Consider the following 17,995-nt stretch of genomic DNA (forward strand, 5'->3'; position numbering starts at 1 on the left):
CACGACATGGCGTATCTGGAGGGGCGACTGGTGGGTACGGGAAGAGCATGCATCGCTGACGCATCAATTCCGTTTTGGAGTGAATTATCCGGGAAATCCCTCAAATAAGACACAACATTCGGGAATTATATTTCCGGAGTGCATCCCTCCTGTAACTCTATGATATTGTGGGTTACGAAAGATATCACGCGGGAAGGCCCACTATGTTGGAATTAAGTTTTCGCAAGCCCGATGAAATCGTCACACTGCTCTGCGCGAGGCTTCGCACGGAGCGGCTGGCGTTGCAACTGACGCAGAGCGACGTAGCCGCGCGTGCCGGCGTCGGTTCCAATACCGTGTCCAACCTGGAGGCCGGACGCAATGTGAGCTTCGAGACGGTAGTTCGTGTAGCCATGGTCCTGGGACGAAGCAAGGAACTCGAAGGACTGTTCCTGCCGAAGCTCGATAGTCTGGAAGACGTTCGCCGATATGAAAAAAGTGCCAAACGTCAGCGCGTCAAGAGGGGCAACCAGAAATGATCGAACGGATCGATGTCTACTATGACGGCTGGGGGGAGCACTGGCTGTGGGGATCGATGGTTTCTACGACGGCGATCACGGGGCGCCCGTTGATCGTATTCGAATATAGCGATGACGCGCGCAAGAGGGGGCTGGAACTGTCGTCTTATGCGCTCCCATTGCATGGGGCGAGGCTGCGCAAGGACTTTCCGTCCCACCAGCTGGGATTGCCCGGCCCAGTCTATGACGCGCTGCCCGACGGATGGGGCATGTTGCTCATGGACCGCTTGTTCAAACGCCGCGGTCTCAACGCGGCACGCATCGGGCCGCTGGAGCGGTTGGCTTACATTGGCAACCACGCAATGGGCGCCATGTCGTTCGAGCCGGTCGCGCTCGAGATCCAGGCACCGCAGCCGGATATTCCTCTCGACCGGCTCGCGGCCGAGGTACAGGAAGTGCTCAATGGTGAGGGCGGCGAATTCCTTCATCAACTGCTGCAGGTGGGCGGCTCTCCGCAAGGTGCCAGGCCGAAGGCCCTGGTCTATCGTGATCCGCAGTCCGGCGTTTTTACCACGGCCGCGGTGGCGGGTTTTGAAGCATGGTTGGTCAAGTTCCCGGCTCGGCAAGAGCATCCCGAGGTGTGCGCGATCGAAATGGTCTACGCCGAGTGCTTGCGCATGTGCGGCATCGAGACCCCGGACACGCTGCATTTCGATTTGCCTGACGGGATGGCGGCATTTGCGTCCAGGCGTTTCGATCGACGGGACGGTCTGCGCGTGCCCATGCAAAGCGTTGCCGCGTTTACCGGTGCCGATTACAAAACGCCGGGTGCGCTGGACTACGTGAACTTCTTGCGCGCGACTCACATGTGCACCAACGACGTACGCGAGAAGGCGCGGGCGTTGGAACGGGCTGTCTTCAATGTCGCGTTCAACAATCGCGACGATCATCCGAAAAACTTCGCATACGTCATGTCGCGATCCGGCCAGTGGAAACTCGCGCCGGCCTACGACGTGACATTCTGCGAGGGGCCGGGCGGTTACCACCAAATGGACGTCATGGGCGAGGCGCTGCGGGTCGACCGGGCGGCATTGGTCGGACTGGCAAAGGAAGCGGAGCTTTCCGCAGCCGCTGCCGGCGACATGATCGACGCAATGTGCGGAGTGGCCAGCCAGTTCTCGGCCATTGCGAAGCGCCGCTACGAGGGGATCATCACAGAAGACACGTTGACGGACATTCAGCGTCGAATCGACGAGAACGTTGCGCTGCTGCGCTAGGGCATGAACACGCCCTCGGGGGCAGGGGCTGCCGAAAGAGAATCGGCGAGACGGGCGTTCGTCGGCTCACGGTCTCGCACACGCATGATGGGATCGGCTATTGACGGCGGGGCGCCATCGCGGGGCTCGCCGCGCGCGACATCATGGGATATTGCGTGACGACGCTGCTGTTCTCGGGCGTAGTGTTCGTCGCGGGGATGTATCTGTTCTGACGGCGTGAGGCGCGAGGCGGGCGGGGCGGAGCCCGCCTCCCGCCAGCTTGATTCCAGCCGCGCCTTCAGCTGCGCGGCCGCACGTCGGCGCGCTCGTGTCCGTGACGCAACGCGAGGCTCGCGAACGCCGCGACGACGAGTGCGGCCGCCAGCAGCGTCAGCCCGTTCTTCGCATCGCCGGTCGCCTGTTCGATCGCGCCGACGACGGTCGGCCCGACGAAACCGCCGAGCAACCCGCACGTATTCACGAGCCCGAGCCCGCCGGCCAGCGCGCTGCCGGCGAGCCGCGAAGCCGGAAACGTGAACACGATCGACTGTACGACGAAGAACATCGACGCGGCCACGCACACGCAGAGCAGCCCCGCCAACGGCGACGCATGCGCGGCGCCGATCATCCCGGCCGCCATGACCACCAGCCCCGCACACAGCATGCGGCGCGAATGACGCGACTCGCGAGCGAAGCGCGGCAGCGTCCCGGCTCCGAGCGCGGCGGCGAGCCAGGGCAGCGACGTCAGCAACCCGACCGCGAACGGCGAAAGACGCCCCGACGCCCCGATGATGCCGGGCAGGAAGAAGATCACCGTGTAGATGGTCAACTGGTGGCAGAAGTACACGAAGATCGCGAGCCAGATCTGCGGATCGCGCAGTGCGGCGCCGAACGCGTGGCCACCGTGCGCGGCGACGCTCGCGTCCTGTTCGGCGGCCAGCTTGCGTTCGAGTGCGCGGCCGGTTTCCGGGGCGAGCCACGGCGCGGCGCTCGGCCGGTCCGGCAACCGGGTCCATACGACGAACGCGAGCAGGATCGCCGGAATGCCTTCGACGACGAACAGCCATTGCCAGCCGTGGAAGCCGAGCGTGCCGTCGAGCTCGATCAGCGCGCCGGCCAGCGGGCCGCCGACGATGTTGGCGATGCACACGCCGAGCAGGAAATAGCCGGTGGCGCGCGCACGCTCCTCGCGGCCGAACCAGTACGTCAGATACAACATCACGCCGGGAAACAGGCCGGCTTCGGCCACGCCGAGCAGCAGGCGCATCACGTAGAACGACGTCTCGCCGCTGACGAACGCCATCGCGACCGACAGCGCGCCCCACGTGATCATGATCCGCGTGATCCAGAAGCGCGCACCGACGCGATGCATGATCAGGTTGCTCGGGATTTCGAAGAGCGCGTAGGTGAGAAAGAACAGCCCCGCGCCGAGCCCGTACGCGGCCGATGAAATGCCGAGATCGACGCCCATCGAATGTTTGGCGAACGCGATGTTGGTGCGGTCGAGAAAGCTGATCACATACGCGGCGATCAGCAGCGGCATGAGCTTGCGGAACAGCAGCCGGTTCAGCGACGCGTTCGCGTCGCCGGCGGCGGACGACAGGGCCTGAGCGTGATGAGTGGACATGCGGACGACTCCGGTAAGGGCGAACCGGCGCGCACGGCAAGCACGGCGCGCCGCGTTCGGCGGATGCCGCTGCGGTGCGGGCAGCGGATGGGCAGACGACGGAGCCGCGCCGGCGGCGCTCGAACGGAGCGGGGCGATGAAGGGCGTCCTGGCGCCGGCCGGCTCGGGCCGGCGCCTTGTCACTGCGCTTGCGGATGCAGGTGTGGCGGGCGCGACCCGGCGATCAGAAATTCACCGCGTCGCCGCCCTTGAGTGCGAGCATCGCGCGCGCCTCGGCCGGCGTCGCGATCTCGAGCGACAGGCCTTCGAGCACCTGACGCATTTTCAGGACTTGCGCGGCGCTCGATTCCGCGAGCTTGCCCGGCGCGATCCAAAGCGAATCCTCGAGCCCGACGCGTACGTTCGCACCCTGCGCCGCGCCGATCGTCGCGAGCGGAATCTGGTTGCGCCCGGCGCCGAGGATCGACCACACGTAATCGCTGCCGAACAGGCGGTCGGCCGTCCGGCGCATGTGCATCAGATCCTCCGGATGCGCGCCGATCCCGCCGAGCAGGCCGAACACGCTTTGCACGAAGAACGGCGGCTTCGCCAGCCCGCGATCGACGAAGTGCGCGAGGTTGTACAAATGCGAGATGTCGTAGCACTCGAATTCGAAACGCGTGCCGTTCGCGCCGCAGCGCGTGAGGATCGTCTCGATGTCGGCGAACGTGTTCTTGAACACGAGATCGCGGCTTTTTTCGAGATGTTCGCGCTCCCACGGATGCTTCAGCTCGCGGAAGCGCTCGAGCATCGGGTACAGGCCGAAGTTCATCGAACCCATGTTCAACGACGCGACCTCGGGCTGGAAATGCAGCGCGGGCTGCAGCCGTTCGTCTACCGTCATGTGCGGGCTGCCGCCCGACGTGAGGTTGATCACCGCGTCGGTCTGCGCCTTGATGCGCGGCAGGAATTCGGCGAACACGGCCGGATCCTGCGTCGGTTTGCCGTCGGACGGGTTGCGTGCGTGCAAGTGGAGGATCGCCGCGCCGGCCTGCGCGGCCGCGACCGCGGCCGTTTCGATTTCGTGCGGCGTCACGGGCAGGTACGGCGACATCGACGGCGTGTGGATCGCGCCGGTCGGCGCGCAGGTGATGATGACTTTGCGAGCGTTTGCCATGGATGGATTCCTTTCGATGAGCGATGCAGGAGGCGTCAGAGCACTTCGACGTTGCCGCAGACGGAGATCGCCTGCCCGGTGATCCCGTGTCCGCCCGGCGAGCACAGGAACAGTGCGGTCGCGGCGATCTCGGCCGGATCGGTCATGCGCCGCAGCGAGATCTTCTCGAGATAGCGCTTCTCCATCTCGTCGTAGCCGATGCCGAGCTGCTGCGCGCGTGCCTCGATCACGCGGCGCATCCGCGGGCCGCGCACGATGCCGGGCTGGATCGCGTTCACGCGGATGCCCTGCGGCCCGAGTTCGATCGCGAGGCTCTTCACGAGGCCGACCACCGCCCATTTGGTGGCCGCATACGGCGTGCGGAACGCGTAGCCGAGCCGGCCGGCGACCGACGACAGCGCAATGATCGCGCCGCCGTGTTTCGACTCGCGCAGCAGCGGCACCGCGCGGCGCGCGAACTGGAATTGCGCGGTCAGATTGATCGCGACCGTTTGTTCCCATTGAACGGGATCGATTTCGTCGATACCGCCGGTCGGCCCGGCGATGCCCGCGTTGTTGACCAGCACGTCGAGGCCGCCGAGCCGGGTCGATACGTCGGCGAACACGCGCTCGACGGCGGCCGGGTCCGATACGTCGGCCAGCGTCGCACCGATCGCGTCGGCCCCGGCACGCGGCGGCCGGTCGGCGAGCGCCGCGATCGCGGCTTGCGACGCGTCGCACACGTGCACGCGCGCGCCGCATTCGGCGAACGCGTCGGCGATTTCGAGGCCGATGCCCGACGCGCCGCCCGTCACGAGAACGCGCAGGCCGTCATAGGGTTTCAGCAGGTCGGAAGCTGTCATGCCGGGTTGTCTCCATCGTTGATCTAGTGGGATTGCGGCCGCTCATGAAAGGGACGGCCGTGGCAAGCGGCCGCTACGGCTTCGCGTTCACGGTTCGCGGCGTCTGTTCGGCCCGCAGCGTCTCGGCGAGATCGTGCGCGGCGCCGCCGATGTCGAGCGCGATGCCGGCCCGCACGCCCGTGCCGTCGCGCCGTTCGAGCGCATCGACGATCGCGCGGTGCGCATCCATCGAGCGCCGCATGTGCGGGATGTCGAGCGCGACCATGTTGAGGAACGGGCCGACGCGCATCCACAGGTTCTCGACAATCGCGAGCGTGTTTTCGCTGGCGCCGTGCGCGTAGATCGCGCTGTGGAACGCGAAATTGCTTTGCAGGTAGGCGCGCGAGCGGCCGGCCTCGACGTGCGCCTGCATCGTCTCGCAGGTCTTGCGCACGGCCGCGATTTGCGCATCGGTCATCCGTGCGCACGCGCGCTCGGCGATGCAGCCTTCGAGCGCGATCCGCACGTCGCGCAGTTCGTCGAGCATGTCGAGCGTCATCGGCGGGACGACGAGCGCCCGATTCGGACCGTCGACCAGTGCGCGTTCGGCGCGCAGCCGCGTGAGCGCGGCACGCACGGGCATCGTCGACGAGCCGACGGCCTCGGCGACGCTGCGCAGGCTCAGCGCCTGGCCAGGCGCGAAGCGCCCGCTCATCAGCGCTTCGCGCAGTTGCTGGTAGACCTTGTCGGCCATCGTTTCCTGTTCGATGACTTTCAGTGCGGGCGGGACGATACGAGGCGGCAAGGCGGGGATTCTCCTGGGTTTGATCTGCGATCTGTGATCACACTGACGATGTGCGAAGTTTTGACGATCGGCGCAGCGCAGTCAAGTCGGACGGGGTTGGGGAAAACCAGGGGGTGCAATAGAAGGAGGATCGGCGTCCGGAAGTCTCTGTCATTACAAAATACTTTCGGGTCGCGCATCATGACGCACTGATTCGATGGATTCGAAGGTAGTCGGAGCACATGAGCCGTTGCCAGTCTTCGATGCGGTTCCTCGAGTCGAATTCATTCCAACAACAAGGAGTCAAGGTGAAACGACCGTCATTTGCCGTTGCGTGGGCGGCATCTCAGCGAATCTACGACCCGGCACATTCCGGTGAGCGCGTGGCGAAAGTGATAGGTGGATACGTCGAGAAGAACGTCAACAATCCGAGTCCGACGGAGCGATGGAGCAATACCTGCGCGGTGAGGATGAGTTATATCCTCGGCGAAGCCGGCATGGTGATGCCTCGAATTCCCGGGCAAACGGTGTCGGGCAGAGACAATCGGCAATACTTCTTTCGTGTCAGGGACTTGATTCGTTTTCTCGAGCAACGATGGGGAAAGGCAGAGCGTGTCGAATTCCCGCCGTCGAACGGAGGGCCACTTGCAGATCGACAGGGTGTCATCCTGTTCGAGGTGTCGGGGTGGAGCGATGCGCAGGGCCACGCCACGCTGTTCAACGGGCGGACGTGTTACGACCATTGCTACTTCAACGAACCGGGCGCGCGGTATCGTACCGATCGCGCAAATTTCTGGAGCCTGTCATGAGGGGAGCCCGGATCGCTGCCGTGTTGGCGTGCATCGCGCTTCAACCGGCGATGGTTATGGCGAAGGACGCCGCACAAACGTCGCCGCAGGCCGGCTCACGCACGTACCTCCAGAACTTCAAGGACATGGTGCTGGCCGAGTGTCTGGCGACCGCTTACACCCCGGCGTCGGGCGTGAGCAAGGACATCGGCAGCAGTACCAGTGCGTTGCGCGACTGGACCTACTACGACATGGAACATGCGCCGGACGTCATTCGCGCGCTGGTCGCGAAGTATCTCGCTCGCGACTATCGCAATCCGGTTGTCGATGCGGAAGTGAGGGACGTGAAGTTCGACTTCCTGAAGTGCATCGATCTATATCACGGCAAGGAACTGGACGCCGCGGCGAAGCGCCTCGTATTGCACCCGAACAGTACCTATCGGACCGAGCATTCGCCAAAGCCGCGGTAGCGATCAAACGCCGTTGCGCGATGCAGCGGCGCGCCGTGTGCCATTTCATCGACGCTATTCAAGCGTTCTGATCGAATTGCTGATGCCGCGCGCGCAGTCGATCACCGCCGGCGCGAGCTTGCGGCGCGCATCGTCGAACGTCCAGCGGCTCGTCGGCGCGACCACGTGCACGGCCGCGACGGGCTGCCCCTGACTGCCGAGCACGGGCGCCGCAATCGACATGTCGCCGATGAACAGTTCTTCCTGGTTGGTCGCGTAGCCTTCGCGTCGTGCACTGTCGAGCAGCGCGACGAGATCGTCGAGCGCCGTGACCGTGCGCGGCGTATGCGGCGTGCGCACCATGCCGTCGAGCCGCGCGCGCGCGTCGCCGGGCGGCAACGCGCTCAGGAACGCGCGGCCGGAGCCGGTGCAGTACATCGGGATACGGCTACCGATCGGCATGTGGATCGGCACGAACTTCGTCGACACGAAACGCGCGACGTACACCATTTCGTCCTCGTCCGGCTCGGTGAGGTTGGTGGTTTCGCCGGTCAGGTTCGTGAGCTCGGACAGGAACGGATTCGCGACGTCGATCAACGTATCCGCCGCGAGATAGTTGAAGCCGATCCGCATCACGTGCGGCGTGAGCTGGTACCGCCGCGTGACCGGATGCTTGCGGAGGTAGCCGAGCTTCTCGAGCGTATAGACCATCCGCTGCGCGGAGCTTTTCGTCATCCCCGCCGCGTCGGCCACTTCCGCCAGCGTCATCGTGCGCCGCTTCGCGCTGAATGCACGCAGCACGTTGAGTCCTTTTTCCAGCGACTGGTTGAAGAGCAGATCGGTTGATTGATCGGGTGACGTTTCCATGGCGAGGGGCGGGATCGATTCGATATCGCATCATATCGTATCGAATATCGATACGCAAAAATCTATTTGCGATATTCTTGATTCGTTTTAAGATCGAGTCATCGTCGCGGTGTCGATCAGCGACCGGCCGGCGCACCGGGTTATTCGAGAAGGAGACAACATGGTTTCGTTCATCAAGCGGTTCGGCGCACTGGCCGCCGGTTTCGCCGCCTGTATTGCACTCTCCACGGCTTCGGCGAGCGCCGTTGCGGCCGAGCCGACGCTGAAGGTCGGGGCGACGGCCACCGGCGTGCCGTTCACGTTTCTCGACGTCAAGAGCAATTCGATCCAGGGGATGATGGTCGATGCGATCACCGCGGCCGGGAAGTCGGCCGGGTTTCGCGTCGACGTGCAGCAGACCGTGTTCTCGGCGCTGATCCCGTCACTCACCACGCAGAAGATCGACATCATTTCGGCCGCGATGCTGAAGACGGCGGCGCGTCAGCAGGTCGTCGATTTCTCCGACACCGTCTACATGTTCGGCGAAGGCCTGATCGTGAAGGCCGACGACCCGGGCCGCTATACGTCGATGGACGATTTCAAGGGGCAGGTGGTCGGCGCGCAGGTCGGCACGGCGTTCGTCGACGCGCTCAACAAGAAGGGCATCTTCAAGGAAGTCCGGACCTACGATTCGATCGCCGACATCATGCGCGACGTCGCGCTCGGGCGTATCAAGGCCGGCTTCGCCGATCAGCCGATCGTCGCGTACCAGATCGAGCACGGCGTCAATCGCCAGGTGCGGCTCGTGCCCGAATACCAGAGCGTCGTGACGGGGCAGGTTTGCTTCATCGTGCGCAAGGGCGACACCGTGACGCTCGAACAGCTCAACGGCGCGATCCGCAAGATGAAGGGCGACGGCACGTTGCAGCAGATCCTGCAGAAGTGGCATATGAGCTGAGCGCCGTCGCGCGATTCCCGGCCGACATCGCCCGTGCGTGCGGGCATCCATCGCGGCGAGCCGTCAGGACGTCGCATAGGAGACCTCATGTTTTTTCAGAACGCGATCGATTTCCTGCCGATCCTGCTGAAGGGCGCGGTGGTCACGATCGAGATCACGGCATGCGCGTTCGTGCTCAGCTCCGTGCTCGGGCTGATCCTCGCGTTGCTGAAGGTGTCGCGCAATCGTGCGATATCGACGGCCGGCAGCACGATCGTCAACGTGATCCGCGGGCTGCCGATCATCGTGCAACTGTTCTACATGTACTTCGTGCTGCCCGATCTCGGCGTGCAACTGTCGGCGTTCCAGGCCGGCGTGCTCGGCCTCGGCATCGCGTATTCGGCATATCAAGCCGAGAACTTCCGCGCGGGCATCGAGGCGATCGACCGCGGCCAGATCGAGGCCGCGCACGCGATCGGCATGCGCGGTCCGATGATCATGCGGCGCGTGGTGCTGCCGCAGGCGTTCCGCATCGCGCTGCCGCCGTACGGCAACACGCTGGTGATGCTGCTGAAGGATTCGTCGGTCGCGTCGACGATCACCGTCGCGGAAATCACGCGCGCCGGCCAGCTGATTGCGTCGTCGACGTTCCAGAACATGAGCGTCTACACGCTCGTCGCGCTGCTGTATCTCGCGCTCGGCCTGCCGCTGATGTTCGGCGTGAACCGGCTCGGCAAGCGGCTCGCCCTGAGGAGAGGCGCATGATCCTGATCGATTCGATACACAAACGCTTCCAGCAACACGCGGTACTGAAGGGCGTGAGCCTCGACGTGCAGCCGGGTGAGGTCGTATGCCTGATCGGGCCGTCCGGGTCCGGCAAGTCGACCGTGCTGCGCTGTATCAACGGCTTCGAGACCTACGACGAAGGGTCGATCACGATCGACGGCGTGAAGGTCGATGCGCATTCGAAGCGGATCCACGAGCTGCGAATGCGGGTCGGCATGGTGTTCCAGCGCTTCAACCTGTTCGCGCACCGCACGGCGCTCGAGAACGTGATGGAAGGGCCCGTGCACGTGCGGCGCATGCCGGCCGCGCAGGCGCGCGAGCAGGCCCGCGCGCTGCTCGACAAGGTCGGACTCGCGCACCGGATGAATGCGTATCCGTCCGAGCTGTCTGGCGGGCAGCAGCAGCGCGTCGCGATCGCACGCGCGCTCGCGATGGAGCCGCAGGCGATCCTGTTCGACGAGCCGACGTCGGCGCTCGACCCCGAGCTCGTCGGCGAAGTGCTCGGCGTGATGCGCGGGCTCGCCCGCGACGGAATGACCATGGTGGTCGTCACGCACGAAATGGCATTCGCGCGCGAGGTGGCCGACCGCGTGTGCTTCCTGCACGACGGCACCATCTGCGAAAGCGGACCGGCGCGCATCGTGCTCACGCAGCCGACCCATCCCCGCACGCAGGAATTCCTGCGCCGTCTGCTGGTGTCGGACGGTGCCGACAACCCGGATCGAACATGAGCGCAACGAACGCGGCACCCGCATGGCCAGACTCGCCGTGGCCGGATTCGCTGTGGGCGGCGACCGCCGCGCCGGCGCCCGATACGCCCGCGCTCGATGCGTCCACGTCATGCGACGTGGCGATCGTCGGCGCCGGCTTCACGGGCCTGTCGACCGCGCTTCACCTGGCCGAACGCGGCGTGAACGTCCGCGTGATCGACGGCGCGCAGCCGGGCTGGGGCGCATCGGGCCGCAACGGCGGGCAAGTGATCCCCGGGCTGAAATACGACCCGGACGAACTCGTCCGCCGGTTCGGCGACGAGGCCGGCGAGCAGCTTGCCGGCATCGTCGGCGGCGCGGCCGACACGGTGTTCGACCTGATCGAGCGGCACGCGATCGACTGCGATGCGCGTCGCCAGGGCTGGATCCAGCCGGCGCCGACCGCCGCGATGCTCGACACGGTTGCCCGCCGTGCGCAGCAGTGGGCCGCGCGCGGCGCGCCGGTCGACGTGCTCGACCGCGATGACGTCGCGCGGCGGCTCGGCACGCCAGCGTATGCGGGCGGCTGGATCGATCGCCGCGCGGGCAGCGTGCAGCCGCTCAGCTATACGCGCGGCCTCGTGCGCGCCGCACAGGCGAGCGGGGCGGTCGTGCACGGGTTGACCCGGGCCGTCGGGCTGACGCGCGCCGACGGCCGCTGGCGGATCGCGACGTCCGGCGGCGCGACGCTGTCGGCGGAGCGCGTCGTGATCGCGACCAACGGCTACACGGACGGGCTGTGGCCCGGCTTGCGCCAGTCGGTGATCGCCGCGAACAGTTTCATCGTCGCGACGCAACCGCTCGCGCCGGATCTCGGTCGCGACATCCTCGCCGGCGGCGAGGTCGCATCGGATGCGCGGCGTCTATTGCTGTACTTCCGCCGTGACGCGGCCGGGCGCCTGCTGATGGGCGGCCGCGGCCCGTTCGCCGAACCTCGCGCGCCGGGCGACTGGCGCCATCTCGAACGCGCGACGACGCTGTTGTATCCGCAACTGAAGGGTGTCCGGTTCGAATACCGCTGGGCAGGCCGCGTCGCGATCACCGCGGATTTCCTGCCGCACGTACACGAGCCCGCGCCGGGCGTGACGATCGCACTCGGCTACAACGGTCGCGGCATCGCGATGGCGACGACGCTCGGCAAGCATCTGGCCGCGCATCTGTCGGGCGATGCGCAACTGCCGCTGCCGTTCCGCGTCACGCCGATCCGGCCGATTCCGTTGCACGGGCTGCAACGCTTCTATATCGCGGCCGGGGTCGCCTGGTATCGGTTGCTCGACAGCCTGTCCTGACGCAGCCGCGACGGCAGTCGCCATCCGCATTCCGATCGGGCAGAATCGGCCTGCCCAGTTTCGACCGACGGATGCCGCATGACCGAACCGAACGAACCGAACGAACCATCCGGCCGCCGCGCTTACGCGAGCTTCGCGCAACGCTATGCGGACATCGCGCCGACGAAGGCGCACAACGCGCTCTACGAGCGTCCGGCGACCCTGGCACTGCTCGGCGACGTCGACGGCCTGACGGTGCTCGACGCCGGCTGCGGGCCCGGCATCTGCAGCGCGCATCTCGCTGGCCACGGTGCGATCGTGCATGCGTTCGACGTGACGCCGGAGATGATCGCGCTCGCGCGAACGCGCTGCGCCGGGCTGGCGGTCGACGTCAGGGAAGGCGACTTGGAGGCGCCGCTCGCGTGGCTGCCCGACGCGTCGGTCGACAAGGTCCTGTGCTCGCTCGCGCTCGACTACGTGCGCGATCTCGCGCCGACGCTGCGCGAATTCAGACGCGTCGCGCGTCCGGGGGGAACGCTCGTGTTCTCGATGGCGCATCCGATGCGCGACTGGATGGACGAACGCACGCGCGGGGAGGGCACGTACTTCGACACGTCCCGTTTCGGTTTCCACTGGTCGGGGTTCGGCGAGCCGAGGCCGTACGTCGAAGCGTGGCGGCGGCCGCTTGCCGACATCCTGAATGCGCTCGCCGACGGCGGCTGGCGGCTCGACCGCTTCGTCGAACCGACACCGCTGCCCGAGATGAAAGCCGTGTCGGAACGGCTCCATGCGGAGCTGTCGCTGGCGCCGGCCTTTCTGTGCATTCGCGCGCGTCGCTGACGCGGCACGACGCCTTGCAGGTACTCAGTGTTGCGCCGGCGCGTCCGTCAGCGTGCCGAGAAACGCTTCGATATCCTTGATGTCCTGCGCCGTCATCGCGGGCTTGTCGCCGGGCTTGCGATCGAAAGGCGCATCGGTCACGTCGACGTTCGCGCGATATCTCGGCGGAATGTCGTCGTATTCGTCCACCTTGCCGTCCGCGCCGCGCGAATAAAACTTCTGCGGCGAGATGCTGCGCTCGTTGTAGAACGCCATCACCTGGTCGAGGGTATGGAACACGCCGTTGTGGAAGAACACGTGGCGCGTCGCCGCATTGCGTAGCGTCGGCGTCAGGAACATTCCGCAGTACTGCGTCTGGTCCTTCAGGTCGTCGCGGAACGGCCCGCACACGCCGAGATCGTAGAACGCGGGGTTGCGGTTCTGCGCGAGCGCGCGGTTGCGCGGCGCGCCGAGCGCCTCGTACTGGTAATCGGTAAACATCGGCGGCAGCCCGTCCTTGCCGGGTTTCGACAAGTGGCAACCCGCGCAATTCGCCTTGTCCGGATCGTTGAACAGGCGCAGCCCGCGCAGTTCGGCCTGCGTGAGACGCGCACGGCCTTCGAGCCAGCGGTCGTACTTGCTGTCGTACGGATGGAACGACGGATCCTCGACCTGATAGCGCGCGATGGCGAACATCGCCTCCGACACCGCGAGCTGCGAGCTGTCGAACACGCGCGCGCCGAACAATTGTTCCAGTTGCGCGCGATGCGACGATTGCGCGAGCTTGTGCGCGACGTCGTCGACGCTCGCGTTGGCCATCTCGACCGGATTCAGCAGGGGGCCGAACGCCTGTTGCTGCAGCGTATCGGCGCGACCGTCCCAGAACATCCCGCCCTGCGGCACGAGCTGCGGCGCGGCCGACGTGCCGGCCACCTTCTGCGCCTTGACGACGCCGGCCGCCGCCGTGGCCTGTTGGGCGACGCTCGGCGCGGCGTCGTTTTCACCGGCATCGGGGCCGATGCTGAAATTCGGCTGGCGGTACAGATACATCAGCGACGGCGGCGGACGATAGCCCTGCTGCGCCATCGCGAGGCCGCCCGGCTGCACGTCGAGCGCATTCGGCGGGCCGTATGCATGATCGGGGCTGTGGCACGACGCGCACGACTGCTTGCCCGACGCCGACAGCGACGGATCGTGGAACAGCGCGCGCCCGAGCTGCGCGACCGCCGACAGCGGCTGCGCGGCGGGCCGTTGCAGTACGACCGGATGCGGGTTCGCGCCGGTCCAGTCGGCGACCACGGTGCCGATCGCCGCCGGTACCCGCGCGGGAAACGCGATAGCGAACGCGCCATAGCCGATCACGGCCGCACCGAGCACGAATGCCGCGCGGCGCAGCAGGCGGGAAGGGGCGCGCGGCGCGGGCGTGCCGGAGGCATCGGGAGACGGAAACGCGGGGCGAGCTTTCATGCTGTCGATCGAAAAACGGGCGTCGCACGAAGCGGCGCGCAGAAATGGAAACGGCCGGCGCATCATGCGCCGGCCATGCGGTCAGGCCGTGACGGTCAGATCGACGGTGCGGCGCTCAACGCGGTGCCGAGCGTCGGGTCGAGATACAGCGGCGTCGTGTTCGGCTTCGACGAGAAGTCGAACAGGTTGCGCAGGTCGCCCGCCGTCGCATCGAACGAGCCGCCGCCGATACGCTGGCCGCCGAGCCAGTTGTCCTCGATGAAGCGCACGACGGAAGACTGGTCGAGCATCGTGTGATCGACGTAGTTCTGCTTCGCATACGGCGAGATCACGACCAGCGGAATGCGCACGCCCGGGCCGCAGCGGCCGTTCACGGTCGCGCCGTTCACGCCGGTGGAGCCGCCCGTGCCGCACTTGCCGGAGCCGTTGAGCTGGTCGACCGGGTCCGACGATGCGTGCGTCGGCGGCGTGTACACGTGGTCGTACCAGCCGTCCGAGTCGTCATAGGTGACGATCACGGCCGTGTTCTGCCAGTCCGGCTGCTGCTGCAGGAAGTTGACGACCTTCGTCACGAACGCCTGCTCGTCGAGCGGATCCGAATAGCCCGCATGCCCGTCCTGCGCGGCCGGCGCCTTCAGGTAGCTGACCGACGGGAAGTTGCCGGCCTTCACGGCGGCGAAGAAGTCGTCCGTGTCGTACTGGTGGTTCGCCGGTTCGGCCGTCTTGCCGTCGGTCTCCACGCTCGAACCGATCGCCGCGAGCGAGCTCGGGCGCGTGTGTTGCGGGTTCGCGGTCGACGCGTAGTACTGGAACCAGTTGTGGTGCGGGATGTAGTCGGACGTCGCGGCGTTCACGGCGGTGGCGACCGTGCTGCGCGCGCAGCCCGTCGTGCCGTTGCCGTTCGTCGTCGCCAGGTTGAAGCCGCCCATGAAGCCGCCCCACGTGATCTTCGCGGCGTTCAGCAGGTCGCCGATGTTCTTGCCGGTCATCATCGCCTGGTCGGTCGTGCTCGAACACACGTCGAAGCCCGGGTCGACGTCGTTGATCATCGTGAAGCCGCCCTGGCCGTCGTTGATGTAGTACGAGGTGGCGGCGAGCGTCGACGGCTGCTTCGACGTCTTGACGATCTGCATCCCGTTGGTCTGCCCCGCCACGACGTTCAGCGCGCCCGGCGTCGACGGGCCGTAGACCGTCGTGAACGTGTTGTCGCTCATCGCGAAGCGCTGCGCGTAGTTCCACAGCGCGGTCACCGTGTTGCCGTCGAAGTAGCCCATCACCTGACCCTTCGTGCCGAACGCGCCGGCGCCGCCGGACGAGCCCTTGCCCGTGTACTTCGGGAACAGGTCCGCGAGGCCGTTGTCCTCGGCCTGCTGTTCGGCGGTGTACGCGTGGTTCTGGTCGGCGGTCGCGGCCTGCGTGCGGTCGAGGCGGAACGGGTTCGCCGCGTCGGTGCCGTTGGCCGTGTTCGTGAAGTTCGGGTTCGCGGTGAGCAGCGTGCCCGTCAGGCCGTTCGGCGTCGGCGTGCCGGATTTCGCGGTGAACGCCGGTTCGCCCGACGGGTTCGTCGCGTTCGGGTAGGTGCCGAAGTAGTGGTCGAACGAGATGTTTTCGCCGTAGATCACGACGACGTGCTTGATCGGCGTGGCGGTCTGCAGCGCATCCTGCGACGACACGGCGGGCGTCGGCGTGGAATCGTCGCTGCCGCCGCAGGCGAACAGCGCCAGCGCTGCGGCTGCGCAGGCAGTGACGAGCAAGGCTTGACGGAACATCGGGAAACTCCAGGGTAAGGCCTTCGATGGTGGAGAACGGCCCCGTCGCCGTGTCGGTTCGGCGCAGAGCTCGTGAGGGGGCACGCGCATTGGAACAGCCGCGTATGAAGATATGGGGACGGAGTGTTTTCGCGATGGTTGCGCTGCGGTATCGATTTCATTACGACGCGGTGCGATACGAAAGAGAACGGTAAGGGGCGGACCGCCGGCAACCTCCGCGTCACATGTCGCGGGGTGCGGGCCGCTTGCGGCGCACCCAGCGCGGGGCGGGCGACTGGGAACAGACGGCCGAGTCCTTTACGGCGGACCGCAAGTCGCTTTTTTGACAATCCGGTGACGCATTCATACGATGAACGCCTGCCGCGCATCGCGCAGCTTGACCGTCAGGGAGGTTTCAGCGTGCCGATTCCCGTTCTGTTCGCCGTGCTGTGCGCGGCGTTCCTGCACGCGGCATGGAATGCGCTGGTGCGCAGCAGCGGCGACCGGCTGCGCTCGGCCACGGTGCTGCAGATCGCGATCGGGCTGTTCGCGCTGCTGTTCCTGCCGGCTGCCGCGCCGATCGCGGCGGCGAGCTGGCTCTGCGTCGTCGCGTCGGCCGTGATCCACGTCGTCTATACGCTGCTGCTCGTTCGTGCGTACGAGCACGGCGACCTGAGCGTCGCGTATCCGGTCGCACGCGGCACGGCGCCGCTGCTCGTCACGCTCGGCGCGGCGGCGTTCGCGGGCGAGCGTCTGAACATCGGCGCGCAATGCGGGCTCGTATTGATCTGCGCGGGCATCATGGCGATCGGGCTGGAGCGCGGACGCGGCGCGAAACACCGGATGATGCAGGTGCTGCCGACCGCGGTCGCGACCGGCGTGTCGATCGCGGCGTACAGCGTGGTCGACGGGATCGGTGTGCGCGAGAGCGGCAGCACGGTCGGCTATACCGCGTGGATGTTCGTGCTGACGGGTGCGATGATGGCCGCGTACCACCGGCTGCGGGCGGGGCCGCTGCGGTTGACGCAGGATGTCGGCGAGACGGCGAAGGCCGCCTGCGGCGGCGTGTTCGCGGCGCTCGCATACGGCATCGTGATCTGGGCGATGGATCGCGCGCCGATGGGGCCGGTGTCGGCGCTGCGGGAGACGAGCGTGGTGTTCGCGGCGCTGATTGCGCGCGTCTATCTCGGCGAGCGGCTGACGCCGCGCCGGGCGGCCGGTTGCGCGGTGATCGCGGCGGGGGCGTTGTTGATCGGTGCGTTCGAGGCGGTGAGCTGAACGCATTGGCCCAGCGCGCCGGGCGTGTCAGCTTTCCAACGGCATCGCACTCGTACACTTGATTTCGTCGAGGCACACGCTCGAATGCACGCCGCTCACGCCGGGAATGCGCATCAGCGTCTCGAGCAGGAATCGCGACAACCCTTTCAGATCGTGCGCGACGACTTTCAGCACATAGTCGATGTCGCCCGTCACCGAGAAACACTCCTGAATCTGCGCGAGATCCGACACGAGTTTCTGGAATTTCGACAAATCGCGGATATGCCCGCGCTCCATCGTCACGTGCACGAACGCGGTGACGCCGAACCCGAGCGTATCAGGGCACAGCCGCGTTTCGTAGCGGCGGATCGCGCCGATTTCCTCCAGCCGCCGGTGGCGTCGCAACGTCTGCGCGGGCGACAGGCCGACCGCTTTCGCCAGGTCGAGATTCGACGCGCGGCCGTTCTCCTGCAACACCGACAGCAAGTGGCGATCGATGCGATCGAGAACCGGTTCAGGCATTTTTGTTTCCTCATTTGTCTCCTGGATGCAATCTTATCTCATAATGTAGGGTTTGCATGAGCGGGTTACGCAACCCGATTTCGCCGTCGCGACGCTAAACTGACGCCGGATTTTCGTGTGCGGCCGCGGCAATGCGGCGTGGGCGGACGAGTCGGCGGTCGATCTGGCCGCACGCCGACGCGGATCGGATGCCGCCACGCGAGGATTGCAGTCCCCAA

At 66.2% G+C, this 17,995-nt stretch carries 18 protein-coding genes and 1 pseudogene; 11 read left to right on the plus strand and 8 right to left on the minus strand.

Annotated features, from left to right (window positions below):
- Window positions 1–206: 206 nt before the first annotated feature.
- The 3 genes and pseudogenes from HWX09_RS00230 to HWX09_RS00240 form a co-directional block, all read left to right on the plus strand.
- Complete coding sequence (locus HWX09_RS00230) at window positions 207–518, plus strand: helix-turn-helix transcriptional regulator (protein WP_329601539.1); 312 nt, start codon at window positions 207–209, stop codon at window positions 516–518.
- Window positions 515–1,774 carry a type II toxin-antitoxin system HipA family toxin gene (locus HWX09_RS00235; RefSeq protein ID WP_027782971.1) on the plus strand — a complete coding sequence of 420 codons (1,260 nt, stop codon included), beginning with the start codon at window positions 515–517 and terminating at the stop codon, window positions 1,772–1,774. The genes HWX09_RS00230 and HWX09_RS00235 overlap by 4 nt, the downstream gene beginning before the upstream one ends.
- 113 nt (window positions 1,775–1,887) lie before the next feature.
- Window positions 1,888–1,986 (plus strand): annotated as a pseudogene (locus HWX09_RS00240) (TIGR00366 family protein); the annotation flags it as partial.
- A 65-nt stretch (window positions 1,987–2,051) separates the two neighbouring features.
- On the opposite strand, the gene HWX09_RS00245 reads toward HWX09_RS00240, so the two are convergent.
- The 4 genes from HWX09_RS00245 to HWX09_RS00260 form a co-directional block, all read right to left on the minus strand.
- A complete protein-coding gene (locus HWX09_RS00245) occupies window positions 2,052–3,380 on the minus strand; it encodes an MFS transporter (protein ID WP_027782972.1) in 1,329 nt (442 codons plus the stop codon).
- A gap of 223 nt (window positions 3,381–3,603) precedes the next feature.
- Window positions 3,604–4,536, minus strand: coding sequence for a 3-keto-5-aminohexanoate cleavage protein (locus HWX09_RS00250; protein WP_006482842.1), 933 nt, complete (start codon window positions 4,534–4,536; stop codon window positions 3,604–3,606).
- A gap of 35 nt (window positions 4,537–4,571) precedes the next feature.
- The gene (locus HWX09_RS00255; RefSeq protein WP_027782973.1) at window positions 4,572–5,378 is read right to left on the minus strand and encodes an SDR family oxidoreductase; all 807 of its coding nucleotides are present in this window, start codon (window positions 5,376–5,378) and stop codon (window positions 4,572–4,574) included.
- A gap of 73 nt (window positions 5,379–5,451) precedes the next feature.
- Window positions 5,452–6,162: a GntR family transcriptional regulator gene (locus HWX09_RS00260; protein ID WP_027782974.1), complete on the minus strand. Its 711-nt coding sequence runs from the start codon at window positions 6,160–6,162 to the stop codon at window positions 5,452–5,454.
- A gap of 287 nt (window positions 6,163–6,449) precedes the next feature.
- Between HWX09_RS00260 and HWX09_RS00265 the strand changes: the two genes are divergently transcribed.
- Both HWX09_RS00265 and HWX09_RS00270 read left to right on the plus strand, forming a co-directional pair.
- On the plus strand, window positions 6,450–6,950 hold the full coding sequence (locus tag HWX09_RS00265; RefSeq protein WP_080681284.1) for a type VI secretion system amidase effector protein Tae4: 501 nt from the start codon (window positions 6,450–6,452) through the stop codon (window positions 6,948–6,950).
- Window positions 6,947–7,399, plus strand: coding sequence for a type VI secretion system amidase immunity protein Tai4 (locus HWX09_RS00270; RefSeq protein ID WP_027782975.1), 453 nt, complete (start codon window positions 6,947–6,949; stop codon window positions 7,397–7,399). The genes HWX09_RS00265 and HWX09_RS00270 overlap by 4 nt, the downstream gene beginning before the upstream one ends.
- Before the next feature lie 54 nt (window positions 7,400–7,453).
- On the opposite strand, the gene HWX09_RS00275 is transcribed toward HWX09_RS00270, so the two are convergent.
- Window positions 7,454–8,245 carry an IclR family transcriptional regulator gene (locus HWX09_RS00275; RefSeq protein ID WP_027782976.1) on the minus strand — a complete coding sequence of 264 codons (792 nt, stop codon included), beginning with the start codon at window positions 8,243–8,245 and terminating at the stop codon, window positions 7,454–7,456.
- A gap of 160 nt (window positions 8,246–8,405) precedes the next feature.
- Here HWX09_RS00275 and HWX09_RS00280 point away from each other — a divergent pair, with 160 nt between their 5' ends.
- The 5 genes from HWX09_RS00280 (at window position 8,406) to HWX09_RS00300 (ending at window position 12,804) form a co-directional block, all read left to right on the plus strand.
- Window positions 8,406–9,182 carry an ABC transporter substrate-binding protein gene (locus tag HWX09_RS00280; RefSeq protein WP_027782977.1) on the plus strand — a complete coding sequence of 259 codons (777 nt, stop codon included), beginning with the start codon at window positions 8,406–8,408 and terminating at the stop codon, window positions 9,180–9,182.
- Window positions 9,183–9,269: 87 nt separating this feature from the next.
- Window positions 9,270–9,926, plus strand: coding sequence for an amino acid ABC transporter permease (locus HWX09_RS00285; protein WP_027782978.1), 657 nt, complete (start codon window positions 9,270–9,272; stop codon window positions 9,924–9,926).
- Window positions 9,923–10,678, plus strand: coding sequence for an amino acid ABC transporter ATP-binding protein (locus tag HWX09_RS00290; RefSeq protein WP_027782979.1), 756 nt, complete (start codon window positions 9,923–9,925; stop codon window positions 10,676–10,678). The genes HWX09_RS00285 and HWX09_RS00290 overlap by 4 nt, the downstream gene beginning before the upstream one ends.
- Window positions 10,675–11,985, plus strand: coding sequence for an FAD-binding oxidoreductase (locus HWX09_RS00295; RefSeq protein WP_027782980.1), 1,311 nt, complete (start codon window positions 10,675–10,677; stop codon window positions 11,983–11,985). Before HWX09_RS00290 ends, HWX09_RS00295 begins: the two co-directional genes overlap by 4 nt.
- Before the next feature lie 78 nt (window positions 11,986–12,063).
- On the plus strand, window positions 12,064–12,804 hold the full coding sequence (locus HWX09_RS00300; RefSeq protein ID WP_027782981.1) for a class I SAM-dependent methyltransferase: 741 nt from the start codon (window positions 12,064–12,066) through the stop codon (window positions 12,802–12,804).
- A 24-nt stretch (window positions 12,805–12,828) separates the two neighbouring features.
- Here the strand turns inward: HWX09_RS00300 and HWX09_RS00305 are convergent, their stop codons facing one another.
- Complete coding sequence (locus tag HWX09_RS00305) at window positions 12,829–14,250, minus strand: cytochrome c peroxidase (protein WP_027782982.1); 1,422 nt, start codon at window positions 14,248–14,250, stop codon at window positions 12,829–12,831.
- Window positions 14,251–14,345: 95 nt separating this feature from the next.
- On the minus strand, window positions 14,346–16,019 hold the full coding sequence (locus tag HWX09_RS00310) for an alkaline phosphatase family protein (protein ID WP_027782983.1): 1,674 nt from the start codon (window positions 16,017–16,019) through the stop codon (window positions 14,346–14,348).
- Between the two features lie 399 nt (window positions 16,020–16,418).
- On the opposite strand from HWX09_RS00310, the gene HWX09_RS00315 reads away from it, so the two are divergent.
- Window positions 16,419–17,276, plus strand: a complete 858-nt coding sequence (locus tag HWX09_RS00315; protein ID WP_034185371.1) for an EamA family transporter — start codon at window positions 16,419–16,421, stop codon at window positions 17,274–17,276.
- A 27-nt stretch (window positions 17,277–17,303) separates the two neighbouring features.
- On the opposite strand, the gene HWX09_RS00320 is transcribed toward HWX09_RS00315, so the two are convergent.
- Complete coding sequence (locus tag HWX09_RS00320) at window positions 17,304–17,777, minus strand: Lrp/AsnC family transcriptional regulator (RefSeq protein ID WP_027782985.1); 474 nt, start codon at window positions 17,775–17,777, stop codon at window positions 17,304–17,306.
- Window positions 17,778–17,995 lie beyond the last annotated feature (218 nt).

Origin of the sequence: Burkholderia sp. BCC1208 (genome assembly GCF_902833095.1) — a bacterium.
In the GTDB taxonomy this organism is placed as follows: Bacteria; Pseudomonadota; Gammaproteobacteria; order Burkholderiales; family Burkholderiaceae; genus Burkholderia.